The sequence below is a fragment of the Pseudomonas sp. CDFA 610 genome (genome assembly GCF_021147865.1).
Classification (GTDB): domain Bacteria; phylum Pseudomonadota; class Gammaproteobacteria; order Pseudomonadales; family Pseudomonadaceae; genus Aquipseudomonas; species Aquipseudomonas alliivorans.
Window position 1 is genome coordinate 82,455 of record NZ_JAGTPM010000012.1, and the last position, 17,575, is coordinate 100,029.

14 protein-coding genes are annotated in these 17,575 nt (G+C 60.7%); 3 read left to right on the forward strand and 11 right to left on the reverse strand.

What is annotated here, in order from left to right; translation table 11 throughout:
- Nucleotides 1-156: 156 nt before the first annotated feature.
- The 6 genes from otnC to KDX39_RS21895 form a co-directional block, all read right to left on the reverse strand.
- A complete protein-coding gene (gene otnC / locus KDX39_RS21870) occupies nt 157-795 on the reverse strand; it encodes a 3-oxo-tetronate 4-phosphate decarboxylase (protein ID WP_231661783.1) in 639 nt (212 codons plus the stop codon).
- On the reverse strand, nt 795-2,084 hold the full coding sequence (gene otnK, locus KDX39_RS21875; RefSeq protein WP_231661784.1) for a 3-oxo-tetronate kinase: 1,290 nt from the start codon (nt 2,082-2,084) through the stop codon (nt 795-797). The genes otnC and otnK overlap by 1 nt, the downstream gene beginning before the upstream one ends.
- A gap of 10 nt (nt 2,085-2,094) precedes the next feature.
- Nucleotides 2,095-3,000: an L-threonate dehydrogenase gene (gene ltnD, locus KDX39_RS21880; RefSeq protein WP_024685313.1), complete on the reverse strand. Its 906-nt coding sequence runs from the start codon at nt 2,998-3,000 to the stop codon at nt 2,095-2,097.
- A gap of 283 nt (nt 3,001-3,283) precedes the next feature.
- Nucleotides 3,284-4,105 carry a DeoR/GlpR family DNA-binding transcription regulator gene (locus tag KDX39_RS21885; RefSeq protein WP_099228713.1) on the reverse strand — a complete coding sequence of 274 codons (822 nt, stop codon included), beginning with the start codon at nt 4,103-4,105 and terminating at the stop codon, nt 3,284-3,286.
- 105 nt (nt 4,106-4,210) lie between these two features.
- Nucleotides 4,211-4,984 (reverse strand): L-iditol 2-dehydrogenase, encoded by a 774-nt coding sequence (locus KDX39_RS21890; protein WP_099228712.1) that lies wholly within the window; start codon nt 4,982-4,984, stop codon nt 4,211-4,213.
- A gap of 32 nt (nt 4,985-5,016) precedes the next feature.
- A complete protein-coding gene (locus tag KDX39_RS21895; protein ID WP_231661785.1) occupies nt 5,017-6,324 on the reverse strand; it encodes an ABC transporter substrate-binding protein in 1,308 nt (435 codons plus the stop codon).
- 314 nt (nt 6,325-6,638) lie between these two features.
- Here KDX39_RS21895 and KDX39_RS21900 point away from each other — a divergent pair, with 314 nt between their 5' ends.
- Nucleotides 6,639-7,562: a helix-turn-helix domain-containing protein gene (locus tag KDX39_RS21900; RefSeq protein WP_231661786.1), complete on the forward strand. Its 924-nt coding sequence runs from the start codon at nt 6,639-6,641 to the stop codon at nt 7,560-7,562.
- Nucleotides 7,563-7,587: 25 nt separating this feature from the next.
- Here KDX39_RS21900 and KDX39_RS21905 read toward each other — a convergent pair whose 3' ends face one another.
- On the reverse strand, nt 7,588-8,844 hold the full coding sequence (locus tag KDX39_RS21905) for a cation:proton antiporter (RefSeq protein WP_099228709.1): 1,257 nt from the start codon (nt 8,842-8,844) through the stop codon (nt 7,588-7,590).
- A 323-nt stretch (nt 8,845-9,167) separates the two neighbouring features.
- Nucleotides 9,168-9,500 (reverse strand): DUF2790 domain-containing protein, encoded by a 333-nt coding sequence (locus KDX39_RS21910; protein WP_099228708.1) that lies wholly within the window; start codon nt 9,498-9,500, stop codon nt 9,168-9,170.
- A 243-nt stretch (nt 9,501-9,743) separates the two neighbouring features.
- On the opposite strand from KDX39_RS21910, the gene KDX39_RS21915 reads away from it, so the two are divergent.
- Nucleotides 9,744-9,968: a hypothetical protein gene (locus tag KDX39_RS21915; RefSeq protein WP_180274344.1), complete on the forward strand. Its 225-nt coding sequence runs from the start codon at nt 9,744-9,746 to the stop codon at nt 9,966-9,968.
- Nucleotides 9,969-10,300: 332 nt separating this feature from the next.
- The gene (locus KDX39_RS21920) at nt 10,301-11,626 is read left to right on the forward strand and encodes an OprD family porin (RefSeq protein ID WP_231661787.1); all 1,326 of its coding nucleotides are present in this window, start codon (nt 10,301-10,303) and stop codon (nt 11,624-11,626) included.
- 67 nt (nt 11,627-11,693) lie between these two features.
- Here KDX39_RS21920 and KDX39_RS21925 read toward each other — a convergent pair whose 3' ends face one another.
- The 3 genes from KDX39_RS21925 to KDX39_RS21935 form a co-directional block, all read right to left on the reverse strand.
- Nucleotides 11,694-14,846: a CusA/CzcA family heavy metal efflux RND transporter gene (locus tag KDX39_RS21925; protein ID WP_231661788.1), complete on the reverse strand. Its 3,153-nt coding sequence runs from the start codon at nt 14,844-14,846 to the stop codon at nt 11,694-11,696.
- A gap of 24 nt (nt 14,847-14,870) precedes the next feature.
- Nucleotides 14,871-16,148: an efflux RND transporter periplasmic adaptor subunit gene (locus KDX39_RS21930; protein ID WP_231661789.1), complete on the reverse strand. Its 1,278-nt coding sequence runs from the start codon at nt 16,146-16,148 to the stop codon at nt 14,871-14,873.
- 69 nt (nt 16,149-16,217) lie between these two features.
- Entirely contained in the window at nt 16,218-17,441 is a 1,224-nt protein-coding gene (locus KDX39_RS21935) for a TolC family protein (protein ID WP_184322510.1), read from the reverse strand.
- Nucleotides 17,442-17,575 lie beyond the last annotated feature (134 nt).

Genomic DNA, 17,575 nt, shown 5'->3' on the forward strand with positions numbered 1-17,575 from the left:
GCGCTCCCTTCAGGAGTGACAAAGGGTGACAGCGAGCAAATCCGAACAAAAACGGGATGTAGGTAAGTCATGCTCTCGATTCCTGTTGTTATTGTTTTCCGGCCACGCCGGGGTTGTCCGGGAGACGCGATGCGCCTCCCGATCAATACGCTTCGGTTACCACCTGGCGCCGAATACCTGCCGCAGTTCTTCCAGAGCTGCGGGCTCCAGCGGGGCAGGTTTGGGGTTTGTCATCAGCCACAGACGGGCCGTTTCTTCGAGCTCTTCCAAGGCGTAGCAGGCCTTGGCCACCGAGCTTTCCCAGACCACCGGGCCCAAACGCTCAAGCATCACGCCGCGCACGCTGTTGGCCAGTTGCGCGACCTGCTCGGCCACTTTCGGCGAGCCTGGACGCTCGTAAGCGATCAGCGGGATATGCCCGACTTTCATCACCTGATACGGCGTCAGTGGCGGCAGAATGTCGTCCTCACGCCACACGCCTGCCAGGGTCAGCGCCACCAGGTGCGTGGAATGGGTATGTACGACGCCGCCGACGTTCGGGTTGCGGTCGTAGACTTCGCGGTGCAGAGCGAGGGTCTTGGACGGCTTGCTGCCGGACACCCATTCGCCCGCCAGGTTGACCTTGGCGATGTCGGCCGGGTCCATGCGGCCCAGGCAGGCATCGGTCGGCGTGATCAGCCAGCCGTCATCAAGACGCGCGCTGATGTTGCCCGCGCTGCCGACCGTATAGCCACGGCCGTAAAGCAGCCTGCCGACATCACAGATTTCCTGACGCAGTGCGTTCTCGTCGATCATCAGGCTTCCCCCGCCAGTTGCTTGAGGGCTTTGGCGAAGAAGTCGCGGGCACCGAAGTTGCCTGACTTGAGCGCCAGCGCCAGCGGTTGGGCGCCGTTGCTGAAGGTGGCCGGAACGCCCGGATCGATTTGTGCGCCGATCTGCAGCAGTTGCACGCCCAGCGCCTGAACCACTGCCCCGGACGTTTCGCCGCCTGCGACCACGAAGCGTCGCACGCCGGCGTCGAGCAGGCCTCTGGCGATCTGGCCCAGCGCTTCCTCGACCATCGCACCGGAGCGTTCGACACCCAACTCGTTCTGCACGACCTTGACTTCATCCGGTGTGCTGGTCGCGTAGATCAGCACGGTTTGCCCGGCATCTCTGGCGAACGCCAGTGCCTGCTCGACCACGGGTTTGCCCGCAGCCAGGTCCAGCGGATTGATGCGCAGGGCAGGGCGATTGCCTTCCAGCCAAGCCGCAACCTGACCGTTGGTAGCGACCGACGCACTGCCTGCCAGCACCACTTCGCCGCCGCCGACGTCAACGTGTCTGGCTGCGTCCATATCGCGCAGTTTGCCTGCCTTACGGAAGTTGCCCGGCAAGCCCAGCGCCAGGCCAGAACCGCCCGTCAACAGCGGCAGGTCGGCGCAGGCTTCTCCCAGCACATACAGATCGGCATCGGACAACGCATCGGCGATCGCCATGCTCACGCCCTCGGCACGCAGCTCGGCAATCCTGCCGCGCACGCTTTCCACGCCTTTGGAGACGCTGTCGTAACGCAGCAGGCCGACTTTGTGGGCGGTCTGCGCTTGCAGGACGCGCACCAGATTGGCGTCGGTCATCGGCGTCAGCGGATGATTCTGCATGCCCGATTCGCTGAGCAATTGGTCTTGCACGAACAGATGGCCACGGAAAATCGTGCGGCCGTTTTCCGGGAATGCCGGGCACGCCAGGGTAAAGTCGCTGCCCAGTTGTTCCAGCAACGCTTCGCTGACCTGGCCGATGTTGCCTGCGGCGGTGGAGTCGAAGGTCGAGCAGTACTTGAAGAAAATCTGTTCACAGCCGCGTTCGCGCAGCCATTCCAGGGCTGCCAGCGACTCGGCGACCGCGTCGGCCGACGGCGTGGTGCGGGATTTGAGGGCGATGACTATGGCGTCGGCATCCAGACCGGCTGCCATTTCGGCGCTCGGGATACCGATGCTTTGCACCGTGCGCATACCGCCGCGCACCAGCATGTTGGCCAGGTCAGTCGCGCCGGTGAAGTCATCGGCAATGCAGCCCAGCAGCGGGCGAGAGTCGTTAAGGCTCATCAAAGGCTCCTCAGGCTTTATCGGTCTTGGCTTTCGGCAGTTCGATGCCCGGGAAGATCTTGATTACGGCCGAGTCATCCTCGCGACCGAAACCGGCGCTGGAGGCCTGCATGAACATCTGGTGTGCGGTGGCCGACAGCGGCAGCGGGAATTTGCTGCTGCGGGCGGTATCCAGCACCAGCCCCAGGTCCTTGACGAAAATGTCGACGGCCGACAGCGGCGTGTAATCGGCATTGAGAATGTGTGGCACGCGGTTTTCGAACATCCACGAGTTGCCGGCGCTGTTGGTGATCACTTCGTACAGCGCGTCGGCATCGACACCTTCGCGCAGGCCCAGTGCCATGGCTTCGGCGCTCGCGGCGATGTGCACGCCTGCCAGCAATTGGTTGATGATTTTGACTTTCGAGCCCAGGCCATGGACGTCGCCCAGGCGATAGACCTTGCCCGCCATGCCGTTGAGGATCGCTTCTGCCTTGGCATACGACTCGGCCGGGCCGGAGGTCATCATGGTCATCTGGCCGGAAGCGGCCTTGGCTGCGCCGCCGGAGATCGGGGCGTCGAGGTACAGCAGATTCTGTGCGGCCAGACGCTCGCCCAGCTCGACAGCGAAGGTCGGCGCGACGGTGGCGCAGCCGATCACCAGACTGCCCGGACGCAGCGCTGCAATGGCGCCGTTCTCGCCGAACAGCACGGTTTCGGTCTGCTCGGCGTTGACCACGACCGTGACGATCACGTCACAGGCAGCGGCCATGGCCGCCGGGGATTCACAGGCAACACCACCTTCCTGAGCGAACGCCTCGGTCACGCTGGTGCGCACATCGCAGGCATGCACATTGAAGCCGCTGCGCAGCAATGAACGGGCAATGCCCAGACCCATCGCACCCAGGCCGATGACGCCAACATTCTTAGTGTTCATGCAGTAATCCTCAAAGTCAGTGTCCGCGCCTGTGATGCCGGCAGGTGGACGATATTGTTCTGATCTGTGAAATGGATAGTGGATCAATGAGTAAATAATGTGAAGTATTTTTATTTTTCACATAAGTTAACATCGATAGGGTTTTTCCATCGGACAGCGTGAGGCGGTGACGCAGAGGGTCACAGGCGCAGGATCGATGGGGGGCTTGAGACACACGCTCGTTCCCACGCTCCAGCGTGGGAATGCATCTCTGGACGCTCTGCGTCCGCTTCGGGATGTGACCCTAGCGTTTGCCGCTCACTGGGGCGAGCAGCAGTTCGATGCGCTGTTTGCGGATACCGTCGGCGGCGGCTTCGGCCAGGGCGGCGTCGGTGATGATGGTGTCGAACTGGTCCAGCGCGGCGACCTTGTACATGCCAAAGGTGCCGTACTTGGAGCTGGTCGCGACCAGCACGGTTTGCGAAGCGGACTGCATGGCAGCCTGCTTGACCTCGACTTTCAGTGCCGAGGGCGTCGTGGTCCCGCGTTGCAGATCCCACGAACTGGTGGACATGAACGCCACATCCGTCGCCAGTTGCCGCAGGGTCGCAGCCGCCAGCCCGCCGACGCTTGAGCGATTCGGATGATCGAGCAGGCCGCCGGTGTGAATCACATCCACGTGCCCGGCATCGGCCAGTGCATTCACCACGCCAAAATCATTGGTGACCACGGTCATGCCGGACAACGCGACAATGTGCGGCACGATTTCCAGAGTGCTGGTGCCTGCGTCCAGATAAATCGTCATGTCCGGATGCAGCAGACCGGCCGCCAGCCTTGCCATGCCCTGTTTGTGAGGAAGCTCCACCACGGCCTTGGATTGATGGCTGGGCTCGCTGTGCACCTGACTGGCAATACGCACGCCGCCGGTGACCGAATAGGCACGACCCTCCTGTTCCAGCAACGCGATGTCACGGCGGATGGTCATGTGCGAGCACTCGAACATCTCCATCAACTGATGCACGCTGAGCACCTGATGCTTGCGCAACTGACGCAGCATCAGCTCCCGACGCTGATCGGGAATCATCGGTGTGCCGCCGGATATGGCGAGCTCCTCTTCGGTGGACATTGCAGCTCCTGTGCCTCGGTGATGCCGCGGATCACGACGTGCGGTCCGGGCATCTTAGCCAATCGCCCCGTCAATGGAAGTGGCGACCGGCTTTTGTTCACAGGATCAGCTCATCCAGTTGCCGCCGTCCACGTTGTACGTCTGCGCTACCACGTACTCGCTGTCCGCCGAGGCCAGGAAAACGGCCATGCCCGACAGGTCGTCTGCCGTGCCCATGCGCCCGAAGGGTACCTGCTCGCCGACCAGTCTTTTCTTTTCACCCAGAGGCCGGTTTTCATAGCGGGCGAACATCGCATCGACCCCGTCCCAGTGTTCGCCGTCCACCACGCCGGGCGCGATGGCGTTGACGTTGATCCGGTGTTTGATCAGGTCCAGCCCGGCCGACTGGGTCAGACTGATCACTGCGGCTTTGGTCGCGCAGTACACACCGACCAGTGCTTCCCCTCGACGTCCCGCCTGGCTGGCCATGTTGATGATCTTGCCGCCGTGCCCCTGGGCAATCATCTGCCGGGCTGCCGCCTGCAGGGTGAACAGCGTGCCGCCGACGTTGATCGAGAACAGACGCTCGAAGCTTTCGCGGGTGATGTCGACAATCGGCGCCAGATCGAACAGCGCGGCGTTGTTGATCAGAATGTCCAGCTTGCCGGTCTGCGCCACCACCGCAGCGATTGCGTGATCAATGGAGGCTTGATCGGTCACGTCCATCCTGACTGCATAAGCGTTCGGCCCGAGTTCGTTTGCGGTGGCTTGTGCACGTTCCAGATTGATATCGGCGATGGCGGCGGTTGCGCCTTCGCGGATATAGGCCTGCGCCAGGGTGCGCCCGATGCCGCGGGCAGAGCCTGTGATGAGCGCACTTTTACCTTCCAGTCTTTTCATGATTCGTTATCCGTCCTTCAGAGTGTGTCGGATTACTTGGGATACCCGGCGCGCTTCATTTCCCGTTCAGTCACTGTCTGGGCCGCAGCGAGGGTCTGTTCGACGGTGGTCTGCCCGGTCAACGCCGCAGTGAACAGTTTGCCGACCGAGGTGCCGATGGCCTGGAATTCCGGGATGGTCACGTATTGAATGCCCACGTAAGGCACCGGTTTGGCGGACGGATGGGCGGGGTCGGCGTGCTGCATCATCTGCAAGGTCACTTTGGCGAACGGCGCTGCCTGCAGATACGCCTCGTTATAGGTCGAGGTGCGAGTGCCCGGCGGTACGTTGCTGATGCCGTCTTTTTCGGTCACCAACTGGATGTATTCCTTGGACGTCGCCCAGGTGATGAACGCCTTGGCTGCCTCTTTATGTTTGGACGTGACAGGAATTGCCAGCGACCACGCATAGAGCCACGATGATCCCTTGTCGGTGGCTTCGGTAGGCGCAGGCGCAAAGCCGACGCTGTCGACGACGCGGCTTTGTTCCTTGTCGGTGGTAAACGAGCCTGCGACGCTGGCGTCCACCCACAGTGCACACTTGCCGCTGTTGAACAGGGCCAGCGTTTCGTTGAAGCCATTGCTGGTCACGCCGGGAGACCCGTACTTCTTGAGGGTGTCGACATAGAAGTTGGCTGCTCTGGTCCATTCCGGGCTGGTCAGTTCAGGCTTCCATTGTTCATCGAACCAGCGCGCGCCGAACGCATTGGCCATGGTGCTGAGCAGCGCGATGTTTTCGCCCCAGCCGGCCTTGCCACGAAGGCACATGCCATACAGGCCCTTGTCCGGCTGATGCAGTCTGGCGGCGAATTCGCCCAACTGCGTCCAGGTCGGGTGTTCCGGCATGCTCAGTCCGGCCTGCTTGAACAGGTCGGTGCGGTAATAGGTCAGGGTGCTTTCGCCGTAAAACGGCAGGGCGTACAGCGTGTCCTTCACCGACAGGCCCTGACGCACGGCGGGGAAGATGTCTTGCAAATCGTATTCAGGCGGCAAACCGGTGATGGGCTCAAGCCACTGTTTGGCGCCCCACAGCGGGGTTTCGTAAGTGCCGATGGTCAACACATCGAACTGACCGCCCTGGGTCGCGATGTCGGTGGTCAGTCGCTGGCGCAGCACGTTTTCTTCCAGCACCACCCAGTTGAGCTTCACGTCGGGGTGCTGCTGCTCGAAGATTTTCGACAGGCGCTGCATGCGGATCATGTCGCCGTTGTTCACGGTGGCGATGGTGATGGTTTCAGCCGCGTGGCCGACGAGGGCAAAGGACAGACCGGCAGACAGGAAAAGCGCTTTGTGCATCTTCATCGTCGTGCTCTCCACTCCGCGCCGCTGATGGCGGGAGTAATTGTTTTTGTTGTTGGCCGTGGTGTTCGTGAAACCATGCGGCTTCCCACAGATTCAAGCGACTGCCACGGCGGCGAGTGGATTACAGCAGTCAGGCAAGACCCGAACAAACGCGTTGCGCACAACGCGCCGATACTTTTTTAACCGAACGCTCTCCGGCCGTCCGAAATCAAAAAAGTATCAGTGCCGGTCACAATCACCGCTAGCGAGGCAGGATCGGGCAAGCGTATGTTGGTGCCTGCACGAAGCACCCATAACGATAAAAGGGGCCTGCAATGCCTGACAGCCGAGCGGCTCTTTTCGAGCAGCGTCCTGCCGAACTTGAAGTCATCCTTCCCGAGCCCGACCAGTGCTTTCGCTGGTACGAACACGACTATCCCTACGCCTTGGCGCGATGGAATCATCATCCGGAATTCGAGATTCACCTGATCCGCCGTGGCAGCGGCAAACTGGTGGCGGGCGATTACATCGGCGGGTTCGACGCAGGCCATGTTGCGTTGATCGGTCCCGACCTGCCCCATGACTGGATAGGTGATCTGGCGCCGGGCGAGCATTTGCAGGGGCGCGACGTGGTCTTGCAGTTCGATGGTGCTGCGCTGCTGGCATTGCGCAAGACGCTGCCGGAGTTGGGCGAGCTGCAGTGTCTGTTCGAACAGGCGCGTCGTGGTCTTGAGTTCACGGGGGCCACGGCGGTGCAGGCGGCGCGGCTGATGGAAGACATCGGCAGGGCGCAAGGTCTGGAGCGGCTGATACTTTTTCTGCAATTGATCAACACGCTGGTCAAGGCTCCGTCTCGGGACGCTCACCTGCTCGCCAGCAGTTGCTACGCACCGACGCTGGACGCGCGCAGTTCCGAGCGGATCAACAAGGCGTTCGACTATCTGTTGACCGAGCTGACCAACGACATCCGTCTCTCGGTGATCGCGCAGCGTCTCGAGATGACCGATCCCGGTTTTTCACGCTTCTTCAAACGCAACACTGGGCACGGTTTCATCGACCTGATGCGCAAACTGAGGATTCAGCGCGCCTGTCGACTGCTGCTGCAGTCCGACATGTCGGTTTCGGACATCTGCTTCGAGGTCGGCTATGCCAACCTCTCCAACTTCAACCGGCACTTTCGCGTCGAGACGGGCCAGACACCCAGCGATTACCGACGCGCCATGGCGATGACCCTGTTCAACACCGCGCGCAGCGCCTGAGAGTTCGCAACCGGTTGCGGATCACTCAGTGCGCCGAGTCCTTGACCTGCGGCTCCCGCGTCACGGCCTTGACCAGTTTGCCGATGGTCAGGCCCTGCAACAGGATCGACAGCAGCACCACGATGTAAGTAATGCTCAGCAGCAGGTCGCGTTCCGGTCCGGTCGGCAGGGCCAGCGCCAGGGCGACTGAAACACCGCCACGCAAACCGCCCCAGGTCAGGATACGCACGGTGCCCTGTGGCACAGAGCGCCAGCGACGCAGCAGCAGAATCGCCGGTGCCACGGTGACAAACCTCGACAGCAGAATGGCCACGGCCAACAGGCTGGCGGCAATCAGGTGCTGCCACGAGAACGGCAGCAGCAACAGCTCCATGCCGATCAGCGCGAACAGCATCGCGTTGAGCATGTCATCCAGCAATTCCCAGAAACCGTCCATGTAGCGACGGGTCATGTCGTTCATCGCCAGGTTGCGTCCCAGGTTACCGATGATCAGACCGGCCACGACCATCGCGATTGGGCCGGAAACATGCAGCTCCGACGCCATCGCCGAACCGCCGATGACCAGTGCCAGAGTCAGCATGACCTCGATCTGATACTGCTCGATGCTCTTGATCATCAGGTACACGGCATAGCCGATCAGACCGCCGAACAGCACGCCGCCAACGGCTTCGTGCACGAACAGCATGGCCGTTTCGCCCACGGTCGGGGTTTCACCCAGTTGCGCGATGCCCAGTAAAACCGTGAACACCACAACCGCAGTGCCGTCGTTGAAAAGGCTTTCGCCGACGATGGTGGTCTTGAGCGGCTTTGAGGCATTGGCGGTGCGCAGCACGCCCAGTACCGCGATGGGGTCGGTCGGCGAAATCAGCGCGCCGAACAGCAGGCAGTAGAGCGGGCTGACGTGCCAGCCGAACAGGGCAAAGATCCAGTACGCCAGGGCGCCGATCACCGTGGTTGCGATCAACACGCCGAACGTTGCCAGCAGCCCGATGGGCCAGCGATAGCTGCGCAGGTCCGCGAGGTTGACGTGCAGGGCGCCTGCAAACAGCAGGAACGAAAGCATCCAGTTCATCAGCAGATCGCCGAAATCGATCTGGCCGATCAGTTCCTGAACGCGATTTTCGAGGCCCGGAAAACCCATCAGGCTCAGGCCCTGCAGGATCAGCGAGAACATCAGCGCAGTGACCATCACGCCGATGGTGGGGGGCAGACCGATGAAGCGAAAATTCACATAGGTCAGCAGCGAAGTGAGGCAGATAAAAGCAGCAACAAGTTCAAGCATCCGTCATTCCAGAATCCGTGTATCCAGTTTCAATTGCAGCGTGGTCGGCAGCGTTCAGCGTGACCGAGTCATGCCCGGAGCAGACTGTGATGGCCCGGATAGCTGTTCAGGCACATTGCTTCAAACACGCACGAGGGTCTGCGTTGACCATGCAAAGACGCAGGCGTTGCAAAAGCTCGGCAATCAATGGGACGAAGGGTTGTAATCGGCGGCGGAATAAAAAGCGGAAAATGCAAAAAAATCAGCCCGGACGACTGTCCGGGCTGAGGGTGGGTGGAACATGGGGTTCGGGGTATCGGGGTGGCCTCCTGGCAGGTCTGAAATCATTGGCTGTTTCGGCACCCGCTGAGAACCTGATACTGAACAGTCTTCAGATCGCCCTTGGAATCCTGATACGTCATCAGTTTCGGCATTACGCTGCAGGTCTTCAGGTCCGGGGATTTGCGGACGACTTTGGCAACGTCCAGTTTCATCCCGTACTTGTACTCCTGGATCTCAGGCATCGTCTTCTTGTGAAGCGTTGCGTATTTCTGGATGGCGGCCTGGTGATCCTTGATCAGGGTTTCTGCCTTTACCTCATCCGAGGTGTAAGCAAAAGCGCTCAGAGGGGAAAGAATCGCCAGAGCCAGCAGCAGGGATTTAGCAGTGGTACGCATGTTCGTTTTCTCCGTTGTTTGAAAGTGAGTTCAATGTAACGGTCGAGGGTTAACGCGAACGTTACTGAATAATTACGTTTTTGTAAGTTTGGAGATTACCCGGTTTTTTTAACGTTTTTTATTTATGACAAATTTGTCATTTTCCGCTCACCTTCCTGTTAGGTACCGGCTCGTAAGATGGGCTCATTCCTGAAAAGCGCCCAGCGCATAACAGGATCCAAACATTAACGAGAGAAAGAGGAAATGACGATGAAACTGATTAAATCGATGGTCTTTGCAGTCGCCGCCTTGTCCTTTACAAGTGCCTTTGCTGACGACGGCAACGAATTCGCAAGCACCGCTGCAGACAAGATGCGCATGGCCCAGGAGCAGCGTTTCCAGGAGCGTCAGGCCGGCAAGCAGGGTGAGCAGTACGTCAACTCGGATGAGAAATCCAAGTCTGACAAATCCGACAAGACCGAAGGCTAACGCGTTTGGTCTGCAATGAGCAGCACCCTTGTTCGCCTTTGGCAGCTTTCCGGCTCCTTTGGTTGAGGCGAATCTTTAAGCGTCCTTCGGGGCGCTTTTTTTTGCGCTTTTGAAAAGCACAATATGCCAGTTGGCATATTGTATTAGTTGCGTCTTTCTGAAGTGTTATTCCATTTTTAGTGCAGGCAGGGTTTTCTTTCAGATTTGTAATCCGCCCGTCATCTTCACGTTATCTCCACCTCTTCAAGATCGTGTGTCACTGGCAGCCTTTTATTGATAACAACATGCCAGGTCGACACGTTTACCCGATCTGCCAAATGAACGGAGTGCACATGAATCAACGTAAAAGACTTTCCCTCGCCTTGTGTTCGACCCTCGCCGGGATGACCCCCTTTGCCGCCTTCGCAGAAGAGCAGAAAGAAGGGTTTGTCGAAGGCAGCACGCTCAATATCCTCAACCGAAACTTCTACATGAACCGTGACCACCGCAATGGCGAGTCGAGCCCGACGGGCAGCGGCTACTCCGAAGGCTGGGCGCACGGCATCATGGGGCGGTTCGAATCCGGCTTTACTCAAGGCACCATCGGTGTTGGCCTCGATGCGTTCGCCATGGTGGGCATCAAGCTGGACACGGGTGACGGCCGCAACGGCCTGCAGACTCCGTTCTCGGTGATGCCTGTCGACTCGGACGGCAACGCCCGCGACGAGTACACCAAAGTCGGCGGCGCGCTGAAAGCCAGAGCCTTCGACACCGTGGTTCATATCGGCGATGTGTTTCCCGTGACGCCGGTGGTCGCCTACGGCGATGCGCGTCTGTTGCCGGAAAGCTTTCGCGGCGTGACAGCCAGTAACACCAGCATCAAAGGCCTGACCGTGCAGGGTGGTCGCCTCAACGGGATGAGCCAGCCCGCGTCCAGCGATATGAAGGAAGGCTTTTCCACGTTCTACGCCGGCCCGGTCGACTCGCCCTGGCTCGCCTACTTCGGCGGCGACTATGAGGCCACCGACAGACTGAACCTCTCGCTGTACACCAGCCGGTTGAAGGATGCCTGGGATCAGAAATACGGCTCGGCCTCCTACGCGCTGCCGATCACCAGCGACCTGACCATGACCAGCAGCCTGAACTATTACAACGCGACCGACGAAGGCAAACGGTTGCTCGGCGAGTTTGACAACGACATCTGGAGTGCCAGTGTCGGCCTGAAATACGGCGCACATAGCCTGGCGGTTTCCCATCAACGCAACCAGGGCGATGACGACTTCGATTACCTGAGACTGTCCGACTCGATCTTTCTGGCCAACTCCATCCAGTACAGCGACTTCAACTCACCGAAAGAACGCTCGTGGATGGTCACCTACAACCTGGACATGACGCCCTACGGCGTGCCCGGTCTGACGTTCATGACCCGCTATGGCAAAGGCACCGATGCCGATTACTCCAATGCCAACAGCACTTACATGCGCCGCGACGCGCAGGGCAACCCGCTGACCGACCAGAAACGCTGGGAGCGCAACATCGAAGCCAAGTACATCGTTCAGACCGGCACCATGAAGGATCTGTCCGTACGTGTGCGTCAGGCCACGACCCGAGCGACTGCATTTGAGTCTGATCTGGATGAGGTAAGGGTGATTGTGGAATACCCGTTGAGTGTTCTCTGACTGTTCGCCAAGCAACAAAAAAACGCCCCGAGGGGCGTTTTTTCGTTATGCGTCATGGCTCAGGCAATCACTTGGCTTCGACCTCTTCCTCCTCCCGCCGATGCGCCCACTGATACAGCGCAGGCAGCACCAGCAGGGTCAGCGCCGTAGACGACAGAATCCCGCCGATCACCACGGTCGCCAGCGGCCGTTGCACCTCGGCGCCGGTGCCTGTTGCCAGCGCCATGGGAATGAAGCCCAGCGATGCGACCAGCGCGGTCATCAGCACCGGGCGCAGGCGGGTGAGGGCGCCTTCGGTGATGGCGTCGTGCAGGGAGCGGCCTTCTTCGCGCAGGTTGCGAATGAACGAGATCATCACCAGTCCGTTGAGTACTGCCACGCCGGACAGGGCGATGAACCCCACGCCAGCGGAGATCGACAGCGGTATGTCTCGCAGCCACAGCGCCATGACGCCGCCAGTCAGGGCGAACGGGATGCCGGTGAAAACCAGCAGGCCGTCCTTGAGGTTGTTGAACATCAGGAACAGCAACGTCAGGACCAGCAGCAGCGCCACGGGGACGACGATCTGCAGGCGTTTGGCGGCCGATTGCAACTGTTCGAACTGACCGCCCCAGTTGGTCCAGTAGCCCGCCGGAATCTGCACGCTGCTATCAATGGTCTGGCCCGCGTCTTCGACGAACGAGCCCAGGTCACGGCCGCGCACGTTGGCGCTGACGATCACCAGTCGTTTGCCGTTCTCGCGGCTGATCTGATTCGGACCTAACACCAGATCGAGGCTGGCGACCTGCGACAGCGAGATGAAGCTGATCTGCTGGTTGCTGCTGCCTGCGCTGGCGGGCACCGGGATGAGCAGGCTGGAGAGCCCGGCCACGTCGGTTCGCAGTTGTTCGGACAACCTCACGACCATGTCGAAGCGGCGATCACCCTCGTAAAGCGTGCCGGCCTGACGTCCGCCCAGTGCGGTAGCAATGGCGTCCTGCACATCAGCGACATTCAGACCGTATCGCGCTGCCTTGTCGCGGTCGATATTGATGGTCAGCACCGGCAGGCCGGTGGTTTGTTCCACCTTCACTTCTGACGCGCCCGGCACCTTTTGCATGGCAGCGGCGATTTTGGCGGCCGTCTGGTTGAGCACGGCCATGTCATCGCCAAACACTTTGACGGCCACATCGCTGCGCACGCCTGACACCAGTTCGTTGAAGCGCAACTGGATCGGCTGGGACAACTCGTAATTGCTGCCCGGCACGCTGGCAGCGGCCTTTTGCAGCTCGGCAATCAGGGTTTCCCGCGATTTGTCCGGATCCGGCCATTCGCTTTGCGGCTTGAGCATCACGTAGCTGTCGGAGATGTTGGGCGGCATCGGGTCGGCGGCGATTTCCGCAGTGCCGGTGCGCGCGAACATGCGCTCCACTTCCGGCATCTTTTCGGTCACGGCTTTTTCGAGGCGCTGCTGCATGTCCACCGATTGCGTCAGGCTGGTGCCGGGCACGCGCAGGGCCTGTAGTGCAAAGTCGCCTTCGCTCAGGCTCGGGATGAACTCACTGCCCATACGACTGGCGGTAAATCCGGACAACACCATCACCACGAACGCCAGGGTGAAGGCAATCCAGCGATGCCCCAGCACCCAGCCGAGTACCGGCGCATAACGCAGACGAGCCGTGCGCATCACGAAGCCTTCTTCTTCCTTGACCTTGCCGGTCACGAACATGGCGATGGCCGCAGGCACGAAGGTGACCGACAGGATCATGGCGCCGAGCAGGGCGATGACCACGGTAAACGCCATCGGGTGGAACATTTTGCCTTCGACGCCGGTGAGAGCGAAGATCGGCAGGTACACGACCATGATGATCAGTTGGCCGAAGATCAGCGGACGGCGAGCTTCTTTCGCCGCAGCGAAGACTTCATGGAAACGTTCGGCGCGGGTCAGCATCCGGCCGTGTTTCTGCTGGGCGTGGGCCAGCCTGCGAATCGAGTTCTCAACGATCACCACCGCGCCATCGACGATGATGCCGAAGTCCAGTGCGCCGAGGCTCATGAGGTTGGCACTGACCTTGTTGGCAAACATGCCGGTGAAGGTAAACAGCATCGCCAGCGGAATGACCATCGCGGTGATCAGCGCGGCGCGGATGTTGCCCAGAAACAGGAACAGGATCGCGATAACCAGAATCGCGCCTTCGACGAGGTTCTTCTTGACCGTTGCAATGGCTTTTTCGACGAGGTTGGTGCGGTCGTACACGGTGACCGCTTCGATGCCTGCGGGCAGCGTGCGGTTGATGTCGGCGAGCTTGGCGGCCACGGCCTGGGAAACCGTGCGGCTGTTTTCGCCAATCAGCATGAATACGGTGCCCAGGACCACTTCGCGGCCATTTTCAGTGGCCGCGCCGGAGCGCATTTCCTTGCCGATGCCGACTTCGGCCACGCTGCTGACGCGGATGGGCGTGCCCTGAACGTTGGCGATGACAATATTGGCAATGTCATTGATGTTTTCGAGCTGGCCCGGTGCGCGGATCAGCAGTTGTTCGCCGCCTCGTTCGATATAGCCTGCACCGACGTTGGCGTTGTTGCGCTCCAGCGCCGCGACCAGATCATTCAGGGTCAGCTTGTAGGCTGCAAGTTTCTTGGGATCTGGCGCGATTTCATACTGTTTGGCGAAGCCGCCAATGGTGTTGATTTCGGCCACACCCGGCACGTTGCGCAACTGCGGCTTGATGATCCAGTCCTGAATCACCCGCAGATCGGTCGGCGTGTACGGCGTGCCGTCCTCCTTGCGTGCGCCTTCACGGGCTTCGACGGTCCACAGGAAAATCTCGCCGAGACCGGTAGAGACCGGCCCCATCATGGTCTCGACACCTTCGGGCAACTGGTCCTTGGCAATCTGCAGCCGTTCGTTCACCTGCTGGCGGGCGAAGAACAGGTCGGTGCCGTCCTCGAAGATTACTGTGACCTGCGACAGGCCCGAGCGCGACAAGGAACGCGTCTGTTGCAGGCCGGGCAGGCCGGCCATGTTGGTTTCGATGGCAAAGGTGATGCGTTGCTCGGTTTCCAGCGGCGAAAAGCCGGGTGCCGAGGTATTGATCTGCACCTGTACGTTGGTGATGTCGGGGACCGCATCGATGGGCAGTTTCTGGTAGCTGGCGATGCCCAGTCCTGCCATCAGCAGGACCGCGAGCATCACCACGATGCGCTGTTCAATCGCGAATTTGATCAACCGTTCAAACATGGGGGAATACTCGTACGACGCAGGTCAATGGGCGTGCTCGGCGGAGCCTTTGCCCAGCTCCGACTTGAGAATGAAGCTGCCGGCGGCGGCCACTTGAGAGCCTGCGGCCAGGCCTTGGACGATTTCCACGTAGCCGCCATCGCTGCGGCCGAGCGTGACGGGCGTCAGCTGAAAGCCCTCGTCGTTGCGCACGAACACCGAAGGCTTGTCTTCGACGGTCTGGATCGCTGACTCGGGCAGGCTGACTGCGACCTGGCTCTGTTCTGCCGCCACATCGACCGAGACGAACAGCCCTGGTCGCCATGCGCCATTCGGGTTGGCGAGGGTGACGCGAACAGTCGCGGCACGTGTCTGCTCACCCAACAGGCTGCCGACATAACCAATGCGCCCCTCTACGCGAGCGTTGAGGTCGGGTGCGCTGACGGTGACGGGACGACCCACGATCACTTTGTCCAGATCCTTTGGCGCGACGCCGAAGGTGGCCCAGACGCGGGACAGGTCTGACAGCGTGAACGCGTTGCTCGCGTCGCTGACCACTTCGCCGATGGCCAGGTGTTTTTCCACGACCATGGCGTCGAACGGGGCGATCAGCTCGTAACGATTGCCTGCGGTAGGGCTGACACTTGCCCCGATGGCGCTGAGCTTCTGCCGGGCGTTGGACAGGCTGATGTCCGCTTCCTGAAACGCCTGACGCGCCTGCTGGTAATCCTGTTCGGCCGAGATCCGGTCTTCCCAGAGCTTCTTCTCGCGTTGCAGCGTCAGTCGCGCCAGCTCCTGACGGCGCTGTGCCGCGCTCAATTCACTGCGTTGATCGGAAATCTGCTGACTGGCGATGACCGCCAGCACCTGGCCTTTTTTGACGCTCTGCCCCAGCTCGACCTTGACCGATTCGACCACGCCTCCGACCCGAGGCACTACATGGGCGGTGCGGTCTTCATCGAAGCGGATTTCGCCGGGGAAGGTGACCGAGGTGCTCATCGGCCGCGATTCGGCAGCGACCAGTTCAATGCCGGCGGCCTTGATCTGTTCGGCACTGAGCTCAAGGTGACCTTCTTCTTCCTCGTGCGCGGGTTCCGCTTTCGCGGCGCCGTGCTGTTCTGACTCGCTGCCATGGCTGTCCTCACCATGTTCCTCGTCGGCGTGGGCTTCTTCTCCGGCGTGGGCGTCTGCCGATTCGTTGGCGTGCTTGTCCGATTCAGCCTGGGCGCTGAAGGGTAGCAGGCCAGGGTTCACGGTCAGGCTGCCCAGGCCAATGATGACCACCACCGCCAGGGCGATGCCAATGCTTCGTTTGTTGTCCATGGATGCTCCCGGCAATCATGTAGGTGCTGCGCACGCTGCGGTGCGCTCGATAGGTGCGCAAAAGAGAAATCAGGGTTTGAGGCTGAACCGGTCGAGATCGCCATAGATGCGTTCGACGCTGACGCTGGCATCGGTGGCCGTTGCCAGCGATTCCAGGTACTGGCTACGGGCGGAAATCAGTGTGCGCTGGGCATCCAGCACTTCGAGGAACCCGAACTTGCCCATCTCGAAGCCACGGGTTGCCGTGTCCACCGCGCGCTGCGCCGCAGGCAGGATGACCCGGTTGAACGACTCGACTTCGCGCGATGCAGTGGCCCATTGATCGAGCGCCGACTGGATCTGGGTGCGCAGCTTCAGCTCCACGGCATTGCGCAGATCGCGTGCCTGATCCGAACGTCTGGCAGCAGAAAGCACATTGCCCTGATTGCGATCGAACAAGGGAATCGGCATCGACAGACCGACCACATTGATGCGCTCGCGATCTTCACGGCTGTACTGGCTGCCGACGCTGACTGTCAGGTCTGGAACTCGCTTGGCGCGCTCCGAACCCAGCGCGGCTTCGCGCTGGTCGATCTGGGCTTGAGCAAGCCGCAGTTCGGCGGTTTCGTTGAGGGCGGTCAGTAATCTGGCTGAAGGCGGTACTTTGCCGGGCGACAGGTCGGTGTAGTCCAGCCGGTCGAACGAGGCGGTCGGTGAGCCTGTCGTGCGTGCCAGCTCGCGGTAGCTGTTGATTTTCAGGGTCTCGGCACGGCGTACCAGCAGATCGGTTTCGGCCAGTTGCACCTGAGCGCGTGTCGCTTCGACCGGTGAGGTCTTGCCCGCCTGGACGCGACCTTCGGCCACCTGCAGGCCACGCTCGGCCAGTGACCTTGATTGTCGCGCCAGATCCAGACCGGCCTGCGCACGGGCTGCGGCATAGAACGCCTGAACAACCTCGGCGCGCAATTCGTTGCCGCGCCGTTCAAGCTCGATCCGGGCGGCGTCCTGTCCACGGCTGGCCGCTTCGATTCGCGCACCGCGCTTGCCGCCCAGTTCCAGCGCCTGGCTGAGCATCACGGTGGTGGTTCGGGTCTCGCTGCGTGTGTCCTCCGCCTCCCAGGACGCGACCGGGTTAGGTATCAAGCCCGCCTGCTGGCGCTCGCCTTCAGCCACCCCGATTTCCCAGCGGGCTGCCGCCAGATCAGGGTTTTCGGCAAACGCCGCTTCGATGGCCTGTGGCAGGCTCAGACCCTGGGCGATTGCGACAGGTGCCATCAATGGAAACAACAGCACGCACAGTGCACCCGTTCTGATCTGCGTCCACCTGGACGCCTGCTTAAACCCGAGCACGATCGTGGCTCTCCAGTTGCATACAACACCCCCGTCAGTGGAAAGAACAACCGCGCCAAAAGGCCTGTTGAACCTGAATGGGGAGGACTTTATGTAAC